17 protein-coding genes are annotated in these 23,571 nt (G+C 61.4%); 5 read left to right on the top strand and 12 right to left on the bottom strand.

Annotation, left to right across the window (positions count from 1 at the left end; translation table 11 throughout):
• Window position 1: 1 nt before the first annotated feature.
• The 4 genes from ACIP8I_RS08755 to ACIP8I_RS08740 form a co-directional block, all read right to left on the bottom strand.
• On the bottom strand, window positions 2-916 hold the full coding sequence (locus ACIP8I_RS08755; RefSeq protein WP_027613532.1) for an ABC transporter permease subunit: 915 nt from the start codon (window positions 914-916) through the stop codon (window positions 2-4).
• Window positions 917-1,158: 242 nt separating this feature from the next.
• The gene (locus tag ACIP8I_RS08750) at window positions 1,159-2,292 is read right to left on the bottom strand and encodes an ABC transporter substrate-binding protein (protein WP_041065631.1); all 1,134 of its coding nucleotides are present in this window, start codon (window positions 2,290-2,292) and stop codon (window positions 1,159-1,161) included.
• A 368-nt stretch (window positions 2,293-2,660) separates the two neighbouring features.
• Window positions 2,661-3,944 carry an NAD(P)/FAD-dependent oxidoreductase gene (locus tag ACIP8I_RS08745; protein ID WP_400760266.1) on the bottom strand — a complete coding sequence of 428 codons (1,284 nt, stop codon included), beginning with the start codon at window positions 3,942-3,944 and terminating at the stop codon, window positions 2,661-2,663.
• Window positions 3,945-4,162: 218 nt separating this feature from the next.
• Complete coding sequence (locus ACIP8I_RS08740) at window positions 4,163-5,653, bottom strand: aldehyde dehydrogenase family protein (protein ID WP_400760263.1); 1,491 nt, start codon at window positions 5,651-5,653, stop codon at window positions 4,163-4,165.
• Window positions 5,654-5,818: 165 nt separating this feature from the next.
• On the opposite strand from ACIP8I_RS08740, the gene ACIP8I_RS08735 reads away from it, so the two are divergent.
• The 3 genes from ACIP8I_RS08735 (at window position 5,819) to nadE (ending at window position 9,041) form a co-directional block, all read left to right on the top strand.
• Entirely contained in the window at window positions 5,819-6,721 is a 903-nt protein-coding gene (locus ACIP8I_RS08735; protein ID WP_169842525.1) for a LysR family transcriptional regulator, read from the top strand.
• Window positions 6,722-6,985: 264 nt separating this feature from the next.
• Entirely contained in the window at window positions 6,986-8,209 is a 1,224-nt protein-coding gene (pncB, locus tag ACIP8I_RS08730; protein ID WP_003221154.1) for a nicotinate phosphoribosyltransferase, read from the top strand.
• 4 nt (window positions 8,210-8,213) lie between these two features.
• On the top strand, window positions 8,214-9,041 hold the full coding sequence (gene nadE / locus ACIP8I_RS08725) for an ammonia-dependent NAD(+) synthetase (protein WP_400760259.1): 828 nt from the start codon (window positions 8,214-8,216) through the stop codon (window positions 9,039-9,041).
• 161 nt (window positions 9,042-9,202) lie between these two features.
• Here nadE and azu read toward each other — a convergent pair whose 3' ends face one another.
• Window positions 9,203-9,649, bottom strand: a complete 447-nt coding sequence (azu, locus tag ACIP8I_RS08720; protein ID WP_367082820.1) for an azurin — start codon at window positions 9,647-9,649, stop codon at window positions 9,203-9,205.
• Window positions 9,650-9,988: 339 nt separating this feature from the next.
• On the opposite strand from azu, the gene ACIP8I_RS08715 reads away from it, so the two are divergent.
• Together ACIP8I_RS08715 and ACIP8I_RS08710 are read left to right on the top strand one after the other, a co-directional pair.
• Window positions 9,989-10,576 carry a TIGR00730 family Rossman fold protein gene (locus tag ACIP8I_RS08715; RefSeq protein ID WP_400760256.1) on the top strand — a complete coding sequence of 196 codons (588 nt, stop codon included), beginning with the start codon at window positions 9,989-9,991 and terminating at the stop codon, window positions 10,574-10,576.
• 68 nt (window positions 10,577-10,644) lie between these two features.
• Complete coding sequence (locus tag ACIP8I_RS08710; protein WP_007967464.1) at window positions 10,645-10,830, top strand: hypothetical protein; 186 nt, start codon at window positions 10,645-10,647, stop codon at window positions 10,828-10,830.
• Window positions 10,831-10,984: 154 nt separating this feature from the next.
• Here the strand turns inward: ACIP8I_RS08710 and ACIP8I_RS08705 are convergent, their stop codons facing one another.
• The 7 genes from ACIP8I_RS08705 to ACIP8I_RS08675 all read right to left on the bottom strand — a co-directional run bounded on the left by ACIP8I_RS08705 (window position 10,985) and on the right by ACIP8I_RS08675 (window position 23,474).
• Window positions 10,985-11,875, bottom strand: a complete 891-nt coding sequence (locus ACIP8I_RS08705; RefSeq protein ID WP_400760254.1) for a transglutaminase N-terminal domain-containing protein — start codon at window positions 11,873-11,875, stop codon at window positions 10,985-10,987.
• Window positions 11,875-14,361, bottom strand: coding sequence for a circularly permuted type 2 ATP-grasp protein (locus tag ACIP8I_RS08700; protein ID WP_400760252.1), 2,487 nt, complete (start codon window positions 14,359-14,361; stop codon window positions 11,875-11,877). The genes ACIP8I_RS08705 and ACIP8I_RS08700 overlap by 1 nt, the downstream gene beginning before the upstream one ends.
• 88 nt (window positions 14,362-14,449) lie before the next feature.
• Window positions 14,450-17,725, bottom strand: coding sequence for a DUF2126 domain-containing protein (locus ACIP8I_RS08695; protein ID WP_400760250.1), 3,276 nt, complete (start codon window positions 17,723-17,725; stop codon window positions 14,450-14,452).
• A 364-nt stretch (window positions 17,726-18,089) separates the two neighbouring features.
• A complete protein-coding gene (locus ACIP8I_RS08690) occupies window positions 18,090-20,393 on the bottom strand; it encodes a YgiQ family radical SAM protein (RefSeq protein ID WP_007967456.1) in 2,304 nt (767 codons plus the stop codon).
• 203 nt (window positions 20,394-20,596) lie between these two features.
• Window positions 20,597-21,994: a replicative DNA helicase gene (gene dnaB, locus ACIP8I_RS08685; RefSeq protein ID WP_007967455.1), complete on the bottom strand. Its 1,398-nt coding sequence runs from the start codon at window positions 21,992-21,994 to the stop codon at window positions 20,597-20,599.
• A gap of 120 nt (window positions 21,995-22,114) precedes the next feature.
• A complete protein-coding gene (gene rplI / locus ACIP8I_RS08680) occupies window positions 22,115-22,561 on the bottom strand; it encodes a 50S ribosomal protein L9 (protein ID WP_003221136.1) in 447 nt (148 codons plus the stop codon).
• Window positions 22,562-22,580: 19 nt separating this feature from the next.
• Window positions 22,581-23,474, bottom strand: a complete 894-nt coding sequence (locus ACIP8I_RS08675) for a hypothetical protein (RefSeq protein ID WP_400760246.1) — start codon at window positions 23,472-23,474, stop codon at window positions 22,581-22,583.
• Between the last annotated feature and the right edge of the window lie 97 nt (window positions 23,475-23,571).

Below are 23,571 nucleotides of genomic sequence, written 5' to 3'. Positions count from 1 at the left end.
CTTACACCTTCGACACAAGAGGACGGCCCAACAGGCCCTGAGGCCGGAAGACCAGAACAAGTACGAGCAGCGAGAAGCTGAACACGTCTTTGTAGTCGGAGTTGACCAGGCCCGAGAACAGCGACTCGGAGATCCCGAGAATGATCCCGCCGAGCATCGCGCCGGGCAGTGAGCCGATCCCGCCAAGCACGGCGGCGGTGAACGCCTTGATGCCGATGACGAAGCCTGCGTAGAAGTCGAACGTGCCGTAGTTCATGGTGATCAGCACGCCGGCCAGCGCCGCCATCGCTGCACCGATGATGAACACGTAGGAAATCACCCGGTCGGTGTTGATCCCCAGGATCGAAGCCATCTTGCGGTCTTGCTGGGTGGCGCGGCACATGCGGCCGAGCTTGGTGTACTTGATCACGTAGGTCAGCAGGCCCATGCCGACAAATGCGGCGACCAGAATGAAGATCTTGGTGTAGGTCAGTTGGACGAAACCGCTGCCAACGTCGATACGCCAGGCACCGGTGAGCAGCGTCGGAACACCCTGTTGGCGGGCGCCCTGGCTGATCTGGGCATAGTTTTGCAGGATCAGCGAGATACCGATGGCACTGATCAACGGTGCCAGTCGGGTGGAGTTGCGCAGAGGTTTGTAGGCGACGCGTTCGATTACCCAGCCATAAACGCCAGTGACGACGATGGTGAAGACCAGCGTGCCGAGCATCAACAGCGGGAAGGATTCGATACCGAAATAAGCCAGCAGAGCCAGACTGATTGCCGCGAGGTACGCGGAAATCATGTAAACCTCGCCGTGGGCGAAGTTGATCATGCCGATGATGCCGTAGACCATTGTGTAGCCGATGGCGATCAGGCCATAGACCGACCCGAGGGTCAGGCCGTTGACCAGTTGCTGCAGGAAAATACCATCCATAACGCAATCTCACGCAATGAGAACCTGCCCACCGGAGCGGGCGGTTCTTCTAGGAAAAATACAGATTTACGTCGGAGCAATGTCAGAGCGCGATCAGCCCAGCCTCACCGAGGCTCCTGTGGGAGCTGGCTTGCCAGCGATAGCGGTGGATCAGCCAACCTGTGTGTCGACTGACCTGACGCCATCGCGGGCAAGCCCGCTCCCACAGGTATTGGTGGGGGTTAAGCGAATCGCGTCAGCCCTTACTTCTGTTTTTCCAGCTGATGGTATTTGCCGCTCGCGTCCCACTGGTAAACCACGTAGTCGGACACTTTCAGGTCGCCCTTCTTGTCCCAGGCTTTCTCGCCCATGACGGTTTTCACCGGGTTGGCCTTGAGCCACTCGGCGGCTTTTTCGCCACTGTTGGACTTGGCGCCGTTGAAGGCGGCCGCCAGGGTCTGAACCGACGCGTAGGCGTACAGGGTGTAGCCCTCAGGCTCGGTGCCGGCCTTGCGGAACGCATCCACTACCGTCTTGCTGTCTGGCAGCAGGCGTGGGTCCGCACCGAAGGTCATCAGCACGCCGTCAACGTATTGCGGGCCACCGGCGGTGGTCACCAGTTCGTCAGTGACGATGCCGTCATCAGACATGAACTTGACGTCTTTCAGGCCTTCGGTACGCAGTTGCTTGACCAGCGGGCCGGCTTCCGGGTGCAGGCCGCCGAAGTAGACCACGTCGGCACCGGCTGCACGAATCTTGGTGACCACGGCGCTGAAGTCTTTCTCGCCGCGGGTCAGGCCTTCGTACAGCACCGGCTTCACGCCACGTTTTTCCAGTTGAGCCTTGGTCGCATCGGCCAGGCCCTGACCGTAGGTGTCCTTGTCGTGCAGCACGGCGACTTTCTTGCCCTTGAGCACGTCGACGATGTAATCGCCCGCGACGATGCCTTGCTGGTCATCACGCCCGCACATACGGAACATGGCGCTCAGGCCGCGCTCGGTCACCTGCGGGTTGGTGGAACCCGGGGTGATCGCGATAACGCCGGCTTCGTCGTAGATTTCCGAGGCTGGAATGGTGGAAGAGGAGCAGAAGTGCCCGACCACGCCGGCGACTTTCTGGTTGACCAGGTCCTTGGCGACTGTCACTGCCTGCTTCGGTTCGCAGGCGTCATCGCCCTTGACCAGTACGATTTTCTCGCCATTGACGCCGCCCGCCGCATTGACCGCGTCCGCCGCTGCCTGTGCACCCTTCATGTACTGCTCGCCAAATGCCGCATTGGCGCCAGTCATTGGACCCGCTACACCGATTTTCACATCAGCTTGAGCAAACGCAGAAACACCCAGCGCAGTAGCTACTGCGAGGGCCAGAAAGCCTTTCTTGTAAAACGTCTGGGACATGAGGTGGTGCTCCAAGGTTTTTTTTAGTTGGCACTGCGACTTCACTTCACTGAATGCTCTGAGCAAGCGCCGTGCCATCGGTTTTTTATTCTTCAAAAAGTCGCTGCTTTCTTGTTATTTCGACTGTTTCGTTCCCATTTTCATTGGGCGTGCAACCGTCTAAACCGCGGAAGGTGAAACCTTTTTAAACCTCAGGCGCAACCCGCTTGCGCCATCATTGCAACCGCGGCACCAAACGATGTGCAACCAGCCTGTAACAGCTCGCGTCACCGAACTGCACACTGCTGGTGCGGGACTGCTACAACCCGCACCATTACAGGCTAGTCGCTGCATCGAAAAGCGCCGCTTCCGGCAACATATTTCAACACTCAAATGACGATGCGCAGGCACTGGCCCGCGTGATACAGCGAGAACCCGGCCTCGTACAGGCAACTGCGCAGGCCGACACCGGCCAGGGGCTGCATCGGTGCGAAGGGGATCGGCAGGGCTTGAGGATTTCCGTTACACAGATAGTCGGCGAAGGCTTTGCCGACCACGGTGCCGGTGGTCACGCCACGACCGTTGTAACCGGTGACCGCCACCAGTCCGGGTGCCGGCTCGAACAGTCGCATCAAATGATCGGGGGTGAAGGCGATGCGCCCGGTCCAGGTGCATTCCCATTCCACCGGTTTCAGGTTGGGGAAGTAATGCTGCTGCACCCGGTCGGCCCAGGCCTTGAGGAACCACGTCGGCTTCTGGTTGCCGTTGCCCAGACTGCCGAGCAACAGGCGGCCGTCCTTGTCGCGACGGATGCTGCTCAGCACCTGCCGCGTGTCCCACGAGCCCTGCCCGCCGGGGAGGATTTCATGGGCGGCGTCTTCGGTCAGCGGCACCGAGGCGACCTGATAGTAGTAACCGGGGAAGAAGTTGCGCTTGAGTTCGGTCCAGTCGCCCTCGGTGTAAGCGTTGGAGGCGATCACCACTTGTTCGGCGAGCACCGAACCCTGCTCGGTCTGTACCGACCATTGCTGGCCCACGCGTTCGAGTCGGGTCACTGGCGAGTGATCGAACATCTGCCCGCCCAGGCCTTTCACCGCATTGGCCAGCCCGGTGACATAGGCCATCGGATTGAGCGTGCCGGCGCGGCGGTCGAGCAATGCGGCGGCGATCTTCTGTGTGCCGGTGGCTTGCTCGCAGGCCTTGCCGGTGAGCAACTCGACCGGCGCGCCGCGACGCTTCCATTGTTGCTCGCGACTGCGCAGATCCGCCTCGCCCTTGGCGTTGTGCGCCATGTGCAGGGTGCCTTCGCGGCGCAGCTGGCAATCGATGTTGTATTTATCCACAAGGCTGAACACCAGCGCCGGCGCCGCCCCGAGCATGCGGTTGAGCTGACTGCCGACGGCTTCGCCGAACCCGGCCTCGATCTCGTCCGGCGGGATCCACATGCCGGCGTTGACCAGCCCGACGTTGCGCCCGGAGCCGCCGTGCCCGGCACGATGCGCTTCGAGCACGCAGACGCTTTTGCCTTTTTCCAACAGATGCAGCGCCGCCGACAACCCGGTAAACCCGGCGCCGATCACGCAGACATCGACTTTGACCTCGCCCCGCAGCGCGGTGTTATCCGGGCGCTGGGGCGTGAGTTTTTCCCACAGACATTCTTCGCGTAACGGCATTGCCAGACTCCAACAGAAACCTAACAAACACTGCATACCCTGTGGGAGCGAACCCAGTGGTGAGGGGATTTATCCACGACGGGCTGCGTAGCGGCCCCAAAACCTGCAATCGCGCACTGCCAGACAAAACCGCATACAACTGTTTTGCGGCTGCTTCGCAGCCGGTCGGGGATAAATCCCCTCACCACAAAAGCTCTCCTACAGGAGATATCCACCTGTCAGTCGAAGGTGATGCCCTGCGCCAGCGGCAACTCCAGCGAGTAGTTCACGGTATTGGTCTGCCGGCGCATATACGCGCGCCAGGCGTCAGAGCCGGACTCACGACCACCACCGGTTTCTTTTTCACCGCCAAACGCGCCGCCGATTTCCGCGCCGCTCGGGCCGATGTTGACGTTGGCGATGCCGCAGTCGCTGCCGACCGCCGACATGAACTGCTCGGCCTCGCGCACGTCGGTGGTGAAGATGCACGACGACAGACCTTGCGGCACCGCGTTGTTCAGGCGCAGCGCTTCCTGGAAGTCGCTGTAGCCGACCACGTAGAGAATCGGGGCGAAGGTTTCGCTGCAGACCACGTCGCTCTGCTCCGGCATTTCGACGATGGCTGGCGACACGTAGTAGGCATTCGGGAATTGGTCTTCCAGTTGGCGCTTGCCGCCAAACACCCGACCGCCCTCGCTCAGCGCCTGCTCCAGCGCGTCCTGCATGTTTTCGAAGCTGTGTTTGTCGATCAGCGGGCCGACCAGATTGCCTTCCAGCGGGTTACCAATACGCACTTTCGAATAGGCGGCTTTGAGGCGGGTGACGATTTCTTCCTTCACCGACTCATGGGCAATCAAGCGACGCAACGTGGTGCAACGCTGCCCGGCGGTACCGACCGCACTGAACAGGATGGCGCGCACGGCCATGTCCAGATCGGCGCTCGGGCCGAGGATCATCGCGTTGTTGCCGCCCAGTTCGAGAATGCTGCGGGCAAAACGCGCGGCGACTTTCGGCGCCACTTCGCGGCCCATGCGGGTGCTGCCGGTGGCGCTGATCAGCGCCACACGCGGATCATCCACCAGCGCTTCGCCAGCGTCACGGCCACCGATGATCACCTGGCACAGGTGCGCCGGCGCATCGCTGAAATTCTTCACCACACGGTCGAACAGTGCCTGGCAGGCCAGTGCGGTCAGCGGGGTTTTCTCCGACGGTTTCCACACCACCGGGTTGCCGCACACCAGCGCCAGCGTGGTGTTCCACGCCCACACCGCGACCGGGAAGTTGAACGCACTGATCACGCCGACCACGCCCAGCGGGTGCCAGGTTTCACGCATGTGGTGGCCCGGGCGCTCCGAGGCGATGGTCAAACCGTACAACTGACGCGACAGGCCGACGGCGAAGTCGCAGATGTCGATCATTTCCTGCACTTCACCGAGGCCTTCCTGAGTGATCTTGCCCGCTTCCCACGACACCAGCTCGCCGAGGTCAGCCTTGTATTCACGCAGCACTTCGCCGAACTGACGCACCAGCTCGCCGCGACGCGGGGCCGGCACCTTGCGCCACTGCTCGAACGCATGATCTGCGCGACTGATGTGCTGCTCGACTTCGGCCGGGCCTTCCCAGTTCACGGCGGCGATGCGGCTGCCGTCGATGGGCGAATGCACCGACACTTTGCCGTTCTGGTACAGGGCCGGGTTCACACCAAGACGATCAAGCAATGCGGCAACCATGGGTCACTCCTCAAGCGGAAAACTGAATGTGTGCGGCCGAACGTTCACGACCGGGCAGGCCTTTAGTTGTAGCTTCCCGAAGGCAAGGCAACAAACGACCTTTACGCGAGATATCATTCCGTTTATTCATGCTGCGCACAGAAAGACAAGAAAAAGGGATCACCCATGCTGAACAAACGCCACTTGCCGTCGATCACTGCGCTGCAGTGCTTCGAAGCCGTGACCCGGCACCTGAGCTTCACCCGGGCCGCCGAAGAACTGAACCTGACGCAGAGCGCGGTCAGCAAACAGGTCGCGCAGCTTGAGGAACTGTTGCAGCACTTGTTGTTTCGCCGGGTGCGTCGGCGTTTGCAGATGACCCCGGCCGGGGATTTGTACCTGGTGGAAGTCCGAAAAATCCTCACGCAGGTGGAAATGTCCACGCATTACCTGCGTTCCTACGGCGGCGAGACCGAAGTCCTGCGCGTCTCCACGCCCTCGACCTTCGGCGCGCGCTGGCTGGTTCCGCGCCTGAAAGGTTGGCGCCTTCGCCATCCGTCGATCCATCTCGACTTGTGCAACGAGCAGGAAGCCGATGACCTGCTGCAGGGGCGCAGCGATCTGGCGTTCTATTTCGGCCAAGGCTCACGTCCCGGCACCGAATGCCTGAAGCTGTTCGGCGAAGAACTGGTGCCGGTCTGCGCGCCGGGCAGCCTGCCGGATCAGCCGTTCACCGACCCGACGCAACTGACCGATCTGGTGCTGCTGCAAAATGCCTCGCGCCCGCAGGCATGGCACGACTGGTTCGACAGTCAGGGCTATCACACCGAGCACAGCTACCACGGGCCACGTTTCGAAACCTTTTATATGTGCATCCGCGCCGCCCAGGTCGGCTGCGGCGTGGCGCTGCTGCCACGGTTTCTGGTGGAAGAGGAATTGGCCGACGGCAAACTGGTCATTCCCTGGCAGCATGCAATGCCCAGCTCCGACGCCTATTACCTGGCCTACCCGGAGCATGCGGCGGAAGTGCCGAAAGTGCGGGATTTTGTGAAGTGGATGCTGGAGCAGATCGATAGCCCGGATGCGTAACCGAGGCACGTTTGCTATCTCTGTGGCGAGGGAGCTTGCTCCCGCTCGGCGGCGCAGCCGTCGTAAGGCGACAGAGGCGTTGTAACTGACATTATCGGGGATATCGACATCGGGGCGGCTTCGCCACCCAGCGGGAGCAAGCTCCCTCGCCACAGTTGCCTTCATTCAGCGCAAAAATTGCTGGCAATCCCCACCATTGATATGCGCCACTAGCGTCATTGATTGATCCCGCGCAACCGCGCGGTGCACCTGGAGACCCCGTTTATGAGCGAGAGTGTATTTGCCGATCGCATCGTGCAGAACCTGCTCGACACCGACTTCTACAAACTGACGATGATGCAGGCGGTGCTGCACAACTACCCCAACGTCGAAGTCGAATGGGAGTTCCGTTGCCGTAATAGCGAGGATTTGCGGCCGTATCTGGCCGAGATTCGCTACCAGATCGAGCGCCTGGCCGAGCTGAGCCTGAGTGCCGACCAGTTGAGTTTTCTCGAGCGCATCACCTTCCTCAAGCCGGATTTCCTGCGCTTTCTCGGCCTGTTCCGCTTCAATTTGCGTTACTTGCACACTGGCATCGAGAACGGCGAACTGTTCATCCGTCTGCGCGGCCCGTGGCTGCATGTGATTCTCTACGAGGTGCCGCTGCTGGCGATCGTCAGCGAAGTGCGCAACCGCTATCGCTACCGGGAAATCGAACTGGTGCAGGCGCGGGAACAGCTGTATCGCAAGTTCGACTGGCTCAGCGCCAACGCTTCGGCCGACGAACTGGCGCAGTTGCAGGTCGCCGATTTCGGCACCCGCCGGCGCTTTTCGTATCGCGTGCAGGAAGAAGTGGTCAACGTGCTCAAGCACGATTTCCCCGGGCGCTTCGTCGGCACCAGCAACGTGCACCTGTCCCGGGAGCTGGACATGAAACCGCTGGGCACCATGGCCCATGAATGGATCATGGCCCACCAGCAACTCGGCCCACGGCTGATCGACAGCCAGATCGCCGCCCTCGACTGCTGGGTGCGCGAGTACCGTGGTCTGCTCGGGATCGCTCTCACCGACTGCATCACCACCGACGCCTTCCTCGGCGATTTCGATCTGTTTTTCGCCAAGCTCTTCGATGGCCTGCGCCACGACTCCGGGGATCCGGTGCAGTGGGGCGAAAAATGCATCGCCCACTACCACAAGCTTGGCATCGACCCGATGAGCAAGACCCTGGTGTTCTCCGACAGCCTGACCCTGCCCAAGTCGCTGGAGATCTTCCGCGCGCTGCACGGACGAATCAACGTCAGCTTTGGCATCGGTACCAACCTGACCTGTGACATTCCGGGTGTCGAACCGATGAGCATCGTGCTTAAAATGACCGCCTGCAACGGCCAGCCGGTGGCGAAGATCTCCGACGAGCCCGGCAAGACCCACTGCAAAGACCCGAATTTCGTCGCCTATTTGCGACACGTGTTCCAGGTTCCTGCCGATTCCAGTCTATCTAGCAAGGAGTGAATTCATGCAAGCCGTACAGCGTGAGATTGCTGAACAGCTCAAGGTGCAACCGCCATTCGCCGGGCATCAGGCCCTCGAAGCGGAAGTCGCCCGGCGCATCACCTTTATCCAGGATTGCCTGGTCAATTCCGGGCTCAAGACCCTGGTGCTGGGCATCAGCGGCGGCGTCGATTCGTTGACCGCCGGCCTGCTGGCCCAGCGCGCCATGCGTGAACTGCGCGAGCGCACCGGCGACGACGCCTACAAGTTCATCGCCGTGCGCCTGCCGTACGAAACCCAGTTCGATGAGCACGATGCGCAAGCGTCGGTGGATTTCATCGCCCCGGACGAACGCCACACCGTGAACATCGGCCCGGCGGTCAAATCGCTGGCCAGTGAAGTGGCGGCGTTCGAAGGCAAACATGCGGTGTCGGTGGATTTCGTGCTCGGCAACACCAAGGCGCGGATGCGCATGGTCGCCCAGTACACCATCGCCGGCGCGGCGCACGGTCTGGTGATCGGCACCGACCACGCGGCGGAAGCGGTGATGGGCTTCTTCACCAAATTCGGTGACGGTGCCTGCGACCTGGCCCCGCTCAGCGGTCTGGTGAAAAACCAGGTCCGGGCGATCGCCCGCAGCTTCGGCGCACCGGAATCGCTGGTGGAAAAAGTGCCGACCGCGGATCTGGAAGACCTGTCGCCGGGCAAACCGGACGAAGCCTCTCACGGCGTAACTTACGCCGAGATCGACGCCTTCCTGCACGGCGAGCCGGTGCGTCAGGAAGCGTTCGACATCATCGTCAATACGTACAACAAGACTCATCACAAGCGTGTGATGCCGTTTGCCCCGTAAGTTGAAAGCCCCTGTAGGAGCTGTCGAGTGAAACGAGGCTGCGATCTTTTGATCTTCAAAAACAACATCAAAAGATCGTCCGATCGCGGCCCGAGCCTGCGGCAGCTCCTACAGAAACGAAAAAAGCGTCCCGAGGGACGCTTTTTTTATGCCTGCAGCCATTACTTCACAGCAATGGTGCCTTTCATCATCGAGATGTGGCCCGGGAACGAGCAGAAGAAGCCGTAATCGGTACCTGCGGCCAACTTCGATACGTCGATGGTCAGCGTGTCTTTTTCGCCAGCGCCGATGATCTTGGTGTGAGCGATAACGCGCTCGTCGCCGTCTTTCAAGTAGTTCTTGTCGATGCCCGCGGCCAGGCCGTCGGTGGCGATCGCCTGCATGTCAGCGGTTTTGCTGATCACCAGGTTATGGCCCATGACGTTCTTCGGCAGGTTGCCGGAGTGAGTCAGTTCGACGGTGAAGGTCTTGCAGCTCTTGTCGATTTCGATGGCTTTGGTGTTGAAGGACATCTGATCGGTGGAATCTACGGTGGTTTTGCACTCGGCAGCCATCAATTGGCTGCTGGCCAGCGCCAGCAGGGATACCGCAACAACTTTGGAAAACATGGTGAATCTCCAAGGCAGGGTTAACAAAAACACTAATGGTGGAAAGACTGCCTGAAATCTTCGCAAGTTCCTATGACTTGAGTCAAAAATTGTATACAACTTTCAGGCTATGGCACTCATCGAAACAATCTACCGGCCAGATTCCCTGGCCGGGCCTATGATCGGCGCATCTACTGAACGGAGTGCCTGTCATGTTCTTTAACGGTCTGTTGTGCAGTTTGCTCGCCGCCTATGCCTGTGGCGCCAGCGGTACCTTTGAATCGCCAGAACGCGAAGCTTAGCCCTTGGATCGAGGCGTGCCAGCCATTACCCTGTGACGGATTGACCCAGGAGGAAGGCATGTCTCTCACATCCGTTTGTGTATTTTGCGGTGCCAACGCCGGCACTGACCCGGCTTACACCGAAGCCGCCCAAGCCCTTGGCCGGGCACTCGCCGAGCGCCAGCTGACGCTGGTTTACGGCGGTGGTGCCGTGGGCCTGATGGGCCTGGTGGCGGACGCCGCACTGGCCGCTGGCGGCGAAGTGATCGGAATCATTCCGCAGAGCCTGATGGACAAGGAAATCGGCCACAAAAGCCTGACTCGCCTCGAAGTGGTGGACGGCATGCACGCGCGCAAGGCGCGCATGGCCGAACTGAGCGATGCGTTCATCGCGTTGCCCGGCGGCCTCGGCACCCTGGAAGAGCTGTTCGAAGTCTGGACCTGGGGCCAACTCGGCTACCACGGCAAACCGCTGGGGCTGCTTGAGGTGAACGGTTTTTACAGCAAACTCACTGCATTTCTCGACCATATCGTCGGCGAAGGCTTCGTTCGCGCGCCACACCGTGACATGCTGCAAGTGAGCGAATCGCCACAAATCCTGCTCGACGCCCTGGACCAGTGGCAGCCGACCGTCACGCCCAAGTGGGTCGACCAAAAACCTGGCTAACCGCCGGGCACCGATACAGGGCAGAATACGCGCCGCTCAACCTCACCTTCGACCCCAGAGGATCGCCCATGGCCAAACCCAATTACTCCTTCGCCAAACGTCAACGAGACCTGGAAAAGGAAAAGAAGAAAGAGGAAAAGCTTCAGCGCAAGAAACAGCAGGCTGAAGAAGCGGCACTGAACCCTGACGGGGAAGTGGCGACTGACGACGATGTTGATGTTGATGCACCGAAAGACCAGGCGCCTGACGCCTGAGCTGATTGCTGACTCGCTCCCTGCGGGAGCGATCTGTGGTGAGGGAGCTTGCTCCCGCTGGGTTGCGCAGCGACCCCAAATTGTTTTGCGACTGCTTCGCAGTCGAGCGGGAGCAAGCTCCCTCGCCACATTGGCTCCCGCCAGTGAAATTTCCTTATTCCAATGGCATCACCGTGACCCGCACTTCCGGATCATGCGAACCGCCCCCCAGAATCACCCCACGCAACGGCGACACATCGGAAAAATCCCGGCCCCACGCCAGGGTGATGTGCTCCAGCGCCGGCTGCACATTGTTGGTCGGATCGAAATCCACCCAGCCCAGCACCGGACAAAACACTGACACCCAGGCATGCGACGCATCGGCGCCGATCAGGCGTGGCTGCCCCGGTGGCGGCTGGGTCAGCAGGTAGCCGCTGATGTAGCGCGCTGCCAGCCCTCGCGAACGCACACAAGCGAGCATCAGGTGCGCGAAGTCCTGACACACGCCGCGCCGGCGCTCCAGCACCTCGACCAGCGGCGTCGCCACTTGCGTGGCCTCGGCATCGAAAGTGAACTCGCTGAAAATCTTCTGCATCAAGGCCTGCACGCCCAGCAACAAAGGCATGCCCGGAGGAAAACAGCTCTCGGAAAATTCGACGAAGCTGCGTTTCAAATGCACATAGGGTGACTGAAACCGATAGCGACACGCCTCCAGCGTCTCGGCGGACAACGGCTGGCTGCTGTAGGTCAGCGCATCACGCGTCTGCTCCCACGCTGGGGACAGACTGAAATCCGCCAGTGGCCGCGCCAGCACCTCGACCGTGAGCCGGGCGTTGACCTGCAACTCATCGTGCGGGCGCTCGAAGGCCAGTCGAGTCAGCGGATTGCCGAACACATCCAGTTCATCCCGCCGCGTCGTCGGCTCCGGGCTGATCAGCAATTGCTGCTCGGTGCAGCGCTGCCATGTGCATTCACGCGGCCACAGGTGCACCAATTGCTGTGCCAGCGAAACCGGGCTGTCGTAGTGGTAACAGGTGTCGTGGAAGATCTGGTAATGCGCGCTCATCAGACGGACACCGTGCGCTGGCTGACATCATCGACATGGGCAAAGTGGCGCAGCGCCAGACGATCCGATACTTGCCCGCTGGCCTCGGCAATCTCTTGCAGCAGATCCGCCAGACCATCGAGCGCAGCACGCACGCTGTTCTCCCCGAACAGCGGGTTCTCCAGACAGCCCAGATCGAACCGCGCCAGACGCTCGACCAGTTGCGGCAACCCGGCCTCGCGAGGCACGCCGAAATCATCATTCAATCGCTTGAGCGTGCGGGTTACCAGTTTCAACTGGAACAGCACCGCATGCGGGTTCTGCTCATCCAGCAGCAACAGGTCAAGCACCGGAATCAACTGCGCCACCGCCAGATACCGCGAACGGTAGGTGATGCTGCTGTTGCCCAGCTCGAGCAGCCATTCCAGCCCCGCCTGATCGAAGGCCCCGGCGCCGCGTAGAAACGCTGCAAGACTGCTGCTGAGAAACTGCAAACGTTCGATGCGCCGGCCGATCATCAGGAAGCGCCAGCCCTCGTCGCGGGTCATGTCGTCGAGCGCAAAACCCGAAAGCGCCGCCAGCGACATCACCAGCCGGTTGAGGAAATCCAGCAACTCGCCGAAATCCGGCTCCTCGGTGTTCAGTTCCAGCGCCTCGCGCTGCAACTCGACCAACGCCTGCCAGTTCTCCCGCGAGAGCTTGCCGCGCACCTGCGAGGCCGCCCACTGCAAGCGCTGCAGGTTGGAGCGCAGGCTGAACGACCAGTCCTCTCCGAGCAGCGCCGCCAGCAGCCGCTGCGGCAACTCGCCCTCCTCCGGCAGCAACATCAGGCGCTCGCCAAGCTCCACCGCTGCCTGCAGGGCTTGCGGATCATCGCCATCGACATAGCGCGCGAGCATGATCCGCAGCAGTCGCGCGCTGTCGTCGCAACGCTCGCAGTAGCGGCCGAACCAGAACAGGTTCTCCACCACCCGCGAGGGCAGATAAGGATCGCGGCGCACCAGATCGTGTACGCCGACGTTGCGCTGGGTTTTCCATTGTTCGCCACTCGGCGCACGCTCGCCCAGCACCCAGGTGTCCTTGCTCGCGCCACCGCGCTGCATCGACACCACTTCGGCATCGGCCTCGGCGGCGACCCGGGTCAGCCCACCGGGCAATACGCGATAGCCGTCACCACTGGCCACCGCGTACACGCGCATGCCGATCGCTCGCGGTTGCAGTTGGCCGTCTTCGGCCTGCCAGATCGGCGCCTGGGACAGCTGCGCCAACTCTTGCGCGACATACGCGTATGGCCGCGCCTGCATGCGCTCGGCGAGTGCCTGGCGCTGTTGTTCACTCAGATCGCGGCCGAATACCGGGGCGAAGCTTTGCGAGGGGAATGCCGGTTTGATCAGCAGCTCGGGAAGCTTTTCCAACGCCTGCGCCAGCACCGGCGCCTCGCCGCACCACCAGGTGGCGATGGACGGCAGCAGCAGTTCTTCGCCGAACAGGTACTGATTGATCTTCGGCAAAAATCCGAGCAACCCCGGCGACTCCAGCACGCCGCTGCCCAAGGCGTTGGCCACCAGCACCCGGCCCTGACGCACCGCTTCCAGCAGGCCAGGCACACCAAGTGCCGAATCGGTGCGCAGCTCCAGCGGATCGCAGAAGTCATCGTCGAGCCGGCGCATGATTGCGTGCACCCGGCGCAGACCACTGAGGGTTTTCAGGTACACCGTGGCATCGCGCACGGTGAGGTCGCCGCCCTCCACCAGCGGATAACCGAGCTGGCGTGCCAGGTAAAGGTGTTCGAAATAGCTTTCGTTGAAGCGCCCGGGCGTCAGCAGCACCACCAGCGGCGCATCGTCGGCACACGGTGCCTGACGCGCGAGGGTTTCCTGCAGGGTGCGGAAGAATCCAGCCAGATGCTGCACTTTCAGATCGCGGTACAACTCGGGAAAGGCGCGCGACACAATGGTGCGATTTTCCAGCGCATAGCCCGCGCCCGACGGCGCCTGAGTACGATCCGCCGTGACCCACCAGCGCCCGTCCGGCGTGCGCGCCAGGTCCACGGCGTACAGATGCAGAAAGGCATCTTCCGGTGGCGCGATGCCCTGACAGGGCCAGAGAAAATTGTTGTGGCCGAACACCAGCTCCGCCGGTAACAACCCTTCGCTGATCAGCCGCTGCGGGCCATACAGATCGGCCAGTACCGCATTGAGCAGGCGTGCTCGCTGGGCAATCCCCGCTGACAGGTGCTGCCACTCATCAGCAGCGATCACGTGAGGCAGCAGATCCAGCTCCCACGGGCGGTCAGCGCCCTTGGGATCGGCATAGACGTTGTAGGTCACGCCGTTTTCCTGAATCTGCCGGGCCAGCAACGCCTGCCGCTGCACCAGTTGCGCCGGGGTGCTGCGCTGCAATTGATCGAACAGCCGCCGCCAGTGCGGGCGCACTTCCCCGCTGTCATTCAGCAGTTCGTGATAAGTGCCCGCGGTCAGCGGGTAGCGGTCTAGCAGGTCAGGCATGGAAAGCTCGGCAGACAGCAGGGAACGGTCAGACTAACGCAGGCACATGACGTGCGGATATACGAAAAATCCGCATGTCGTGCAGGACTTAGAAACGTCGTAAATCGAGCGTCATCGGCAACTCGTCGGAGATTGTCAGGTTCGGTATCGGAAGTTTCCCCGGCGTGTGTCCGATGCGGAAAAATCGTGCCATGCGCCGGCTCTCAGCTTCGTTGGCATTGACCGGTAACGTCTCGTAATTGCGCCCGCCCGGGTGCGCCACGTGGTACTGGCAACCGCCCAGCGAACGCTGCATCCAGGTGTCGAGCAGGTCGAACACCAGCGGCGCATGCACCGGGATGGTCGGTTGCAGGCAGTTGGCCGGTTGCCAGGCCCTAAAGCGCACGCCAGCGACGAACTCACCGATGCGCCCGGTCGGTTGCAGCGGCAGCGGAATGCCGTTGCAGGTCAGCAGATAGCGCTGCGGCGGCAGGCCGCTGAGCTTGATCTGCAAACGCTCCAGCGACGAATCGACATAACGCACCGTGCCGCCCGCCGTACCCTCCTCGCCCAGTACATGCCAAGGTTCCAGCGCCTGGCGCAGCTCCATCTCGATGCCGCTGACCGCGTAATCGCCGACTTTGGGAAAACGGAATTCCAGATGCGCCGCGAACCACTCGGCGCGCAATGGATAACCGGCGTTGTTCAGTTCGACGATGACGTCGGCGAAATCCTGCTCGATAAAGTGCGGCAGCATGAAGCGGTCGTGCAGCTCGGTGTCCCAGCGCGCCAGTTTCGGCGGCGCATAGGGCTCGCGCCAGAATCGCGCAACCAGCGCACGCAGCAACAACTGCTGAGCCAGGCTCATCCGCGCATGCGGCGGCATTTCGAAGGCGCGCAGCTCCAGCAGGCCGAGACGCCCGGTAGCGCCATCCGGCGAATACAGTTTGTCGATGCAGAACTCGGCGCGGTGGGTGTTGCCGGTGACGTCGATCAGCAAATTGCGCAGCAGTCGATCCACCAGCCACGGCGCACACGCTTCGCCCGGTTCAGGCATCTGCGCGAAGGCGATTTCCAGTTCGTACAGGGCGTCGTTGCGCGCTTCATCGACCCGCGGCGCCTGCGAGGTCGGGCCGATGAACAAGCCGGAAAACAGGTAGGACAGCGACGGATGGTTGTGCCAGTAGCTGATCAGGCTGCGTAGCAGATCCGGGCGACGCAGAAACGGTGAGTCCGCCGGTGTCGCACCACCGAGGACGAAATGGTTACCGCCGCCGGTGCCGGTATGGCGCCCGTCGATCATGAATTTCTCGGTGGTCAGGCGGGTTTGCCGCGCCTGTTCATAGAGAAACTCGGTGCGCTCGACCAGTTCGTCCCAGGTCGCCGATGGTTGCACGTTGACCTCGATCACGCCCGGATCCGGGGTGATGCGGAAGTTGCTCAGGCGCGGATCACTCGGCGGCTCGTAACCTTCCAGCAGCACCGGGCAATGCAGTTCTTCGGCGGTAGCCTCAATGGCCGCTACCAGTTCCAGATAATCCTCGACCCGCTCCAGCGGCGGCATGAACAGATACAGACGCCCTTCGCGGGCCTCGGCACAGAAGGCGGTGCGGGTCAGCCAGTCGGCTGACTCGTCGATTGTCGGCGCGCGTTCGGCGGCCGCGGCGGGTTCGGCATGACTGTTGAGCTGCGTGGTATCCGGCAGCTCGGGGAAGTCCTGATTCGGATCGTTGGGATGAATGAACGGATACTCCGCCGCCTTCACCCACGGCTGCGAGCCGAGCGGCAGGCGATAACCCAGCGGCGAATCCCCCGGCACCAGCCGGCAATGCTCGTCGCGCAGATACCAGCGCCCGCTCTGCCATTGATCACCTTTGGCAGTGCGCGCCAGCGGCAGTACCTGGCCGATCACTTTATCCAGACCTTGAGCGAAAACCTTGCGCAACCGCGCACGCTCCAGCGGTTCTTCAAGACGCGAGTCTTCGGCGCTGACGTTGCTCGGCAATGCGCCTTCGCGCCAGAGGTAATAGAAATTGTCTTCGTAGGCCGGGAACACGAAACGTGCCGGCAGTTTCAGGCGTTCGGCAACACTCGCGAGAAAACGCCCGGCCAGTTCGCCATCGGCACCGTAGTCCTGCTGCTCATCGGCGATCAGCGCGCTGTTGTGCCAGATCGGCACGCCATCGCGGCGCCAGTAGCAGTTGAGCGACCAACGCGGCAATTGCTCGCCCGGGTACCACTTGCCCTGACCGAAATGCACCAGACCTTTCGGCGCATAGTGCTGGCGCATGCGTTGGAACAGTTCGGCGGACAGTCGGCGCTTGTCCGGCCCCAACGCGGCAGTGTTCCATTCGGCACCGTCCGGGTCGTCGATGGAAACGAAGGTCGGCTCGCCGCCCATGGTCAGGCGCACATCACCTTGCAGCAGGTCGGCATCGATCTGCCGGCCCAGTGCCTGAATCGCCAGCCACTGCTCATCGGTGTAGGGCTTGGTCACCCGTGGCGCTTCCCAGATCCGCTCCACCGACATTTCGTGGCTGAACTGGCATTCGCACGGTTCGACCAGACCACTGATCGGCGCCGCCGAGGATGGATCGGGACTGCAGGCCAGCGGGATATGCCCTTCACCGGCAAACAGCCCGGAAGTGGCATCCAGACCGATCCAGCCAGCGCCGGGCAAGTACACCTCGCACCAGGCATGCAGGTCGGTGAAATCCACCTCGGTACCGGATGGGCCGTCGAGACTCTTCACATCAGCGGTCAGTTGAATCAGATAACCGGAGACGAACCGCGCGGCCAGCCCGAGGTTGCGCAGCAGTTGCACCAGCAGCCACGCCGAGTCGCGGCAGGAGCCGGAGGCATGTTCGAGGGTATGTTCCGGGGTCTGCACGCCCGGTTCCATGCGAATCAGGTAACGGATGTCTTCGCTGAGGCGCTGGTTGAGCATCACCAGGAAATCCACGGCGGGCAGCGGCGTGCGGTCGATCCCGTCCAGATAGGCTTTGAATGCCGGAGTCAGCGGCAGGGTTTCGAGGTACGGCGCCAGCTCTTTGCGCTCATCGGCCGCGTAGGTGAAGGGGATTTTCTCGGCATAGGGTTCGAGGAAGAAGTCGAACGGATTGAACACCGCCATCTCGGCCAGCAGGTCGACTTCGATGCGCAACTCGTCGGTTTTCTCGGGGAATACCAGACGCGCGAGGTAGTTGCCCTGCGGGTCTTGCTGCCAGTTGATGAAATGCTGCTCGGGCGAGACTTTCAACGCATAGGAGAGAATCCGCGTACGGCTATGGGCGGCCGGACGCAGGCGTACGATCTGCGGGCCGAGTTCGACAGCGCGGTCGTAGCGGTAATGCGTGACGTGATGCAATGCGACATGAATCGACACGGCGTGCCTCCTGCGAGCCTAAGCGTATTCGAAAGCGCGCAAGACTTATGCCATGCAGGGGCTTGGGCGCTTTCCCGGAATGCTCAGGGCAGTACAGCACCAAAATCGGGCGATGCGGGGAAATGGTTCGAGGAAGTTGCGCCTAAATGTGGCGGGCAGTGATTGATGAGGTGATTGATCTGGCCCCATCGCTGGCAAGCCAGCTCCCACAAGGTTCCTCGGTGGCCACAGTTTTGTGAGCGACAGATAAACCTGTGGGAGCTGGCTTGCCAGCGATGAGGGCAGTGACTTCAGCAAATTTCCTGACACCTGAAATGCAAAACGCCAACCCGAAGGTTGGCGTTCTGTTGAAACAAAAAGCGACTTAGCGCGGTACGACTGGCTTGCGAGCCGGTTTCGGCCCCTTGCCCTTGGCCGCTTCCTTGCGTTCCTTGGCTGCCTGCTGGTTGCGGGCGAATGCCGCAGCCTTGGCTTGTTCACGCTTGTCCCAAGGATTGCCACCGTCGCTGGCACGCGGTGGCAGGCCATTGTGCTGAGTGAGAATCTTGGTGGTCTTCTCTTTCGCGACCTTGTGGCTGCCGGCCGGCGTCGAGTTTTTGCGTCGAGCGCTCTGGTAGCTGTCGGTGGCCGGCTGATGCAGCGGAATCAACTGATCCTTGCCTGGACCGATCAGATCACCACGACCCATGCGGATCAACGCTTCACGCAGCATCGGCCAGCCTTTCGGATCGTGATAACGCAGGAACGCCTTGTGCAGGCGGCGCTGCTCTTCGCTCTTGACGATGGTCACGCCGTCGCTCTTGTAGGTGACCTTGCGCAGCGGGTTCTTGCCCGAGTGGTACATCGCGGTGGCGGTGGCCATCGGCGACGGGTAGAACGCCTGCACCTGGTCGGCACGGAAGCCGTTGCCCTTGAGCCACAGCGCCAGGTTCATCATGTCTTCGTCGGTGGTGCCCGGATGCGCGGCGATGAAGTACGGGATCAGGTACTGCTCTTTGCCTGCTTCCTTGGTGTACTTCTCGAACATGCGCTTGAACTTGTCATAGCTGCCAATGCCCGGTTTCATCATCTGGTTGAGCGGACCTTCCTCGGTATGTTCCGGGGCGATCTTCAGGTACCCGCCGACGTGGTGGGTCACCAGTTCTTTGACGTACTCCGGCGACTCGACCGCGAGGTCGTAACGCAGGCCGGAGGCGATCAGAATCTTCTTCACACCCGGCAAGGCACGGGCGCTGCGGTACAGCTGAATCAGCGACGAGTGGTCGGTGTTCAGGTTCGGGCAGATGCCGGGGAACACGCAGGACGGCTTGCGGCACGCGGACTCGATTTCCGGGCTCTTGCAGGCGATGCGGTACATGTTCGCGGTCGGGCCGCCGAGGTCGGAGATGACGCCGGTGAAGCCCGGAACCTTGTCGCGGATCTCTTCGATTTCGCGAATGATCGATTCTTCGGAACGGTTCTGGATGATCCGGCCTTCGTGCTCGGTGATCGAGCAGAAGGTGCAGCCGCCGAAGCAGCCACGCATGATGTTCACCGAGAAACGGATCATGTCGTAGGCCGGGATCTTTTCCTTGCCGTACGCCGGGTGCGGAACCCGTGCGTAAGGCATGCCGAACACGTAGTCCATTTCTTCAGTGGTCATCGGAATCGGCGGCGGGTTAAACCAGACGTCGATCTCGCCATGTTTCTGCACCAGCGCGCGGGCGTTGCCCGGGTTGGTTTCCAGGTGCAGCACGCGGTTGGCGTGGGCGTACAGGACCGGATCGTTACGCACCTTTTCCATCGACGGCAGACGGATCACGGTCTTGTCGCGGGTCATGCGCGGGCTGGCCAGGATCTGTACGACCTTGGCTTCCTCGGGATCATCCACCGGGCCCTTCTCTTGCTCGATGGCGCAGGCCTGGGTGTCCTGGGTGTTGACGTACGGGTTGATGATCTTGTCGACCTTGCCCGGACGGTCGATGCGCGTGGAATCGACTTCGTACCAGCCCTGCGGCGTGTCACGACGGATGAATGCGGTGCCGCGCACGTCGGTGATGTCTTCGATCTTGTGCCCGTAGGACAGACGCTGGGCCACTTCAACAATGGCACGCTCAGCGTTGCCGTACAGCAGAATGTCGGCGCTGGCGTCGATCAGGATCGAGTTGCGCACGCGATCCTGCCAGTAGTCATAGTGGGCGATGCGGCGCAGCGACGCTTCGATGCCGCCGAGGACGATCGGCACGTGCTTGTAGGCCTCTTTGCAGCGCTGGCTGTAGACCAGGCTCGCGCGATCCGGACGCTTGCCCGCCATGCCACCCGGGGTGTAGGCGTCGTCGGAGCGGATTTTCTTGTCCGCGGTGTAGCGGTTGATCATCGAGTCCATGTTGCCGGCCGCGACGCCGAAGAACAGGTTCGGCTCGCCGAGCTTCATGAAGTCGTCTTTGGACTGCCAGTTCGGCTGGGCAATGATCCCGACGCGGAAGCCCTGGGACTCCAGCAGCCGGCCGATGATCGCCATGCCGAACGAGGGGTGATCGACGTAGGCATCACCGGTGACGATGATGATGTCGCAGGAATCCCAGCCGAGCTGATCCATCTCCTCCCTGCTCATCGGCAGGAATGGCGCTGGCCCGAAACATTCGGCCCAGTACTTTGGATAGTCAAATAACGGCTTGGCTGCTTGCATGTCGATAACCGGTGTTGGCTTTCATTGAATTTCGCGGGCGCGGAATATAGCACAAATTTTGACCAATTCCGACGGCTGTGGTCGGAAATTGTGCTTTACCTGTGGCGAGGGAGCTTGCTCCCGATCGGCTGCGCAGCAGTCGAATTCTGGGGGCTGCTGCGCAACCCGGCGGGAGTAAGCGCCTTCGCCACAAGTGCTCGACGTTACTCGTCGTCGTCGAAGTTGTAACTGCCCGGCGCGAGGTTTTCGAAGCGGGTGTACTTACCGATAAAAGCCAGGCGGATAAAGCCGATCGGGCCGTTCCGCTGCTTGCCGATGATGATTTCGGCGATGCCCTTGTGCTCGGTTTCCGGGTGATACACCTCGTCCCGGTACACGAACATGATGACGTCGGCGTCCTGCTCGATCGCTCCGGATTCCCGCAAGTCGGAGTTCACCGGACGCTTGTTGGGACGTTGTTCCAGGGAACGGTTGAGCTGCGACAGCGCCACCACCGGGCAATTGAATTCCTTGGCCAGGGCTTTGAGGGATCGCGAGATCTCGGAAATCTCGTTGGTCCGGTTGTCACCGCTGGAGCCCGGAATCTGCATCAACTGCAGGTAGTCGATCATGATCAGGCCGATGTCGCCGTGCTCGCGCACCAGGCGCCGGGTCCGCGCGCGCATTTCCGACGGGCTGATGCCGGCGGTATCGTCAATGAACAGCTTGCGATCGTTGAGCAGGTTGACCGCCGAGGTCAGGCGCGGCCAGTCGTCGTCTTCGAGCTGGCCGGAACGCACCTTGGTCTGGTCGATACGACCGAGAGACGAAAGCATACGCATGATCAGCGATTCGCCTGGCATCTCGAGGGAGTACACCAGCACCGCCTTGTCGCTGCGCAGTACGGCGTTTTCCACCAGGTTCATCGCGAAGGTGGTTTTACCCATCGACGGACGGCCGGCGACGATGATCAGGTCGGACGGCTGCAGCCCGCTGGTCTTCTCGTCGAGGTCGGTATAACCGGTGGACAGACCGGTGATTGCGTCGGCGGTGTTGAACAGGGTGTCGATGCGGTCGATGGCCTTGGTCAGCAGGTCATTCACGCCCACCGGGCCGCCGGTTTTTGGCCGGGCCTCGGCAATCGCGAAGATCTGCCGCTCGGCTTCGTCGAGGATTTCCTCGGCGGTGCGACCTTCGGGGTTGAAAGCGCTGTCGGCAATTTCAGTGCTGATGCCGATCAACTGACGCAACGTCGCCCGCTGGCGAACGATCTGCGCATAGGCCTTGATGTTGGCGACGGACGGCGTGTTTTTCGCCAGCTCGCCGAGGTAACCGAGGCCGCCGACCTGGGACGTCTGACCTTCCTTGTCCAGTTGTTCGGCAAGGGTCACGACGTCGATCGGCATGTTCTGATCGGCCAGTTTGGCGATCGCACGGAAGATCAGACGGTGGTCATGTCGGTAGAAATCGCCGTCGGAGACTTGATCGAGCACGCGTTCCCAGGCGTTGTTGTCCAGCATCAGACCACCGAGTACGGCCTGTTCGGCCTCGATGGAATGCGGCGGCACTTTCAGCGCGGCGGTTTGCAGATCGTATTGCTCGGGAGCGGTGATTTCGTTCATGGCCACTTGGAGTCAGGTTTGAAAACGGGATTACCAGAAAGACAAAGGGCACGACCTGTAAACAGGATCGTGCCCGATGTTACCGGCAAGCACCCGAGGGTGCCAGCCGACAAGTATTGCTTAAGCTGCTACCACGACAACGCGTACGGTGGCTTCAACTTCGGCGTGCAGGTGCACAGCCACGTCGAATTCACCCACGTTGCGGATGGTGCCGTTCGGCAGACGAACTTCGCTCTTCTGCACTTCAACGCCGGAAGCGGTCAGTGCGTCAGCGATGTCGTGAGTACCGATCGAACCGAACAGCTTGCCTTCGTCGCCAGCGGTGGCAGTGATGGTCACTTCCAGCTCGGCCAGTTGGGCAGCACGGCTTTCAGCCGATGCTTTACGGTCTGCGGCAGCTTTTTCCAGCTCGGCACGACGCTCTTCGAACGCAGCCAGGTTGGCAGCGGTCGCAGCGGTAGCTTTGCCGAAAGGCAGCAGGTAGTTACGGCCGTAACCGGCCTTAACGTTTACTTTGTCGCCCAGGTTGCCCAGGTTGGCGATTTTTTCCAGAAGGATCAGTTGCATGTGGAAATCCTCTTAACTTTTAACCTTCACCGTTCGCGTTATCGGTGTCTTTCGACACGTGACGACCGCGAAAATCAATCAGGCTGTCGACAATGGCCAGAACCACGAGCAACGGATAGAGCAGCTGCATGAACAGCAGCAGTGTCACGTACAACCCCACCAGCCAGAAACCGGCCAGTCGCTTCTGCCCGACCAGCCCGTGAATCAGGGCGAGTCCGGCGAACACCAGCGGTACACTGCACAACGGCGTCAACATGGCCATCTGTGCACCGAGATTCGGGCCCAGAAGCATCAACGCCAGCAGCAACATCGCCGGCCCCAGCGGGATCCGGATGGCGCGAAACTCGCGACCAAAACCACCCGGGTTGTACAACAACGCCTGCCAATGCCGCCCGACAATCAGGCTCAGCACGCTGACGATCTGCAACAAAGCCGCAATCAGTCCGGTCAGGACTGGTGCAATCAGGGACGCGAAGCGCGCTTGCTCATCGACCGACAATTGCTTGTAGGTCTCACCAAGAAGCGCCGGCATGACCTTTATCAAGGCCTGCGCGAGCATCTCGATCTGGGCCGCAAACGCTGCCCCGAGCACCACTGAAAACACCACTCCCATCACTACGCTGACCAGCAGCGTGCGAACCCAGGACTCGCTTGCGCGCAACACCAACGCAAGCCCCGAAGACCCCAGCAGCACCAGAAGTGCCCGTGGATCATCGGCATACAGCCACCAGACCAAAGCCGGCAGCAGCCCCAGAGACAGAACACCCAGGGCGTCCGTCAGTCCGCGCCGCAGAAGCACCAGGCTCCCGGCGGCAGCACCCAACCAATACAACAACGGCAATGTTGCACATCCGGCCACTACGAGAGTGGCCTGCATGCGGCCGCGCATGATGAACTCAGCTAAGGCGCGCATGCATTCAATCCTTTGCTACTAGTCGACAGCCCGGTCTCAGCGTCCGAGGCGGTCGGTGTAGGCCAGCAGGGCCAGGAAGCGGGCGCGCTTGATAGCG

Origin of the sequence: Pseudomonas sp. NPDC088414 (assembly GCF_044753325.1) — a bacterium.
Classification (GTDB): Bacteria; Pseudomonadota; Gammaproteobacteria; order Pseudomonadales; family Pseudomonadaceae; genus Aquipseudomonas.
Note: the sequence above shows the minus strand (reverse complement) of the source record. Positions and strands in the feature narration are given on the sequence as shown.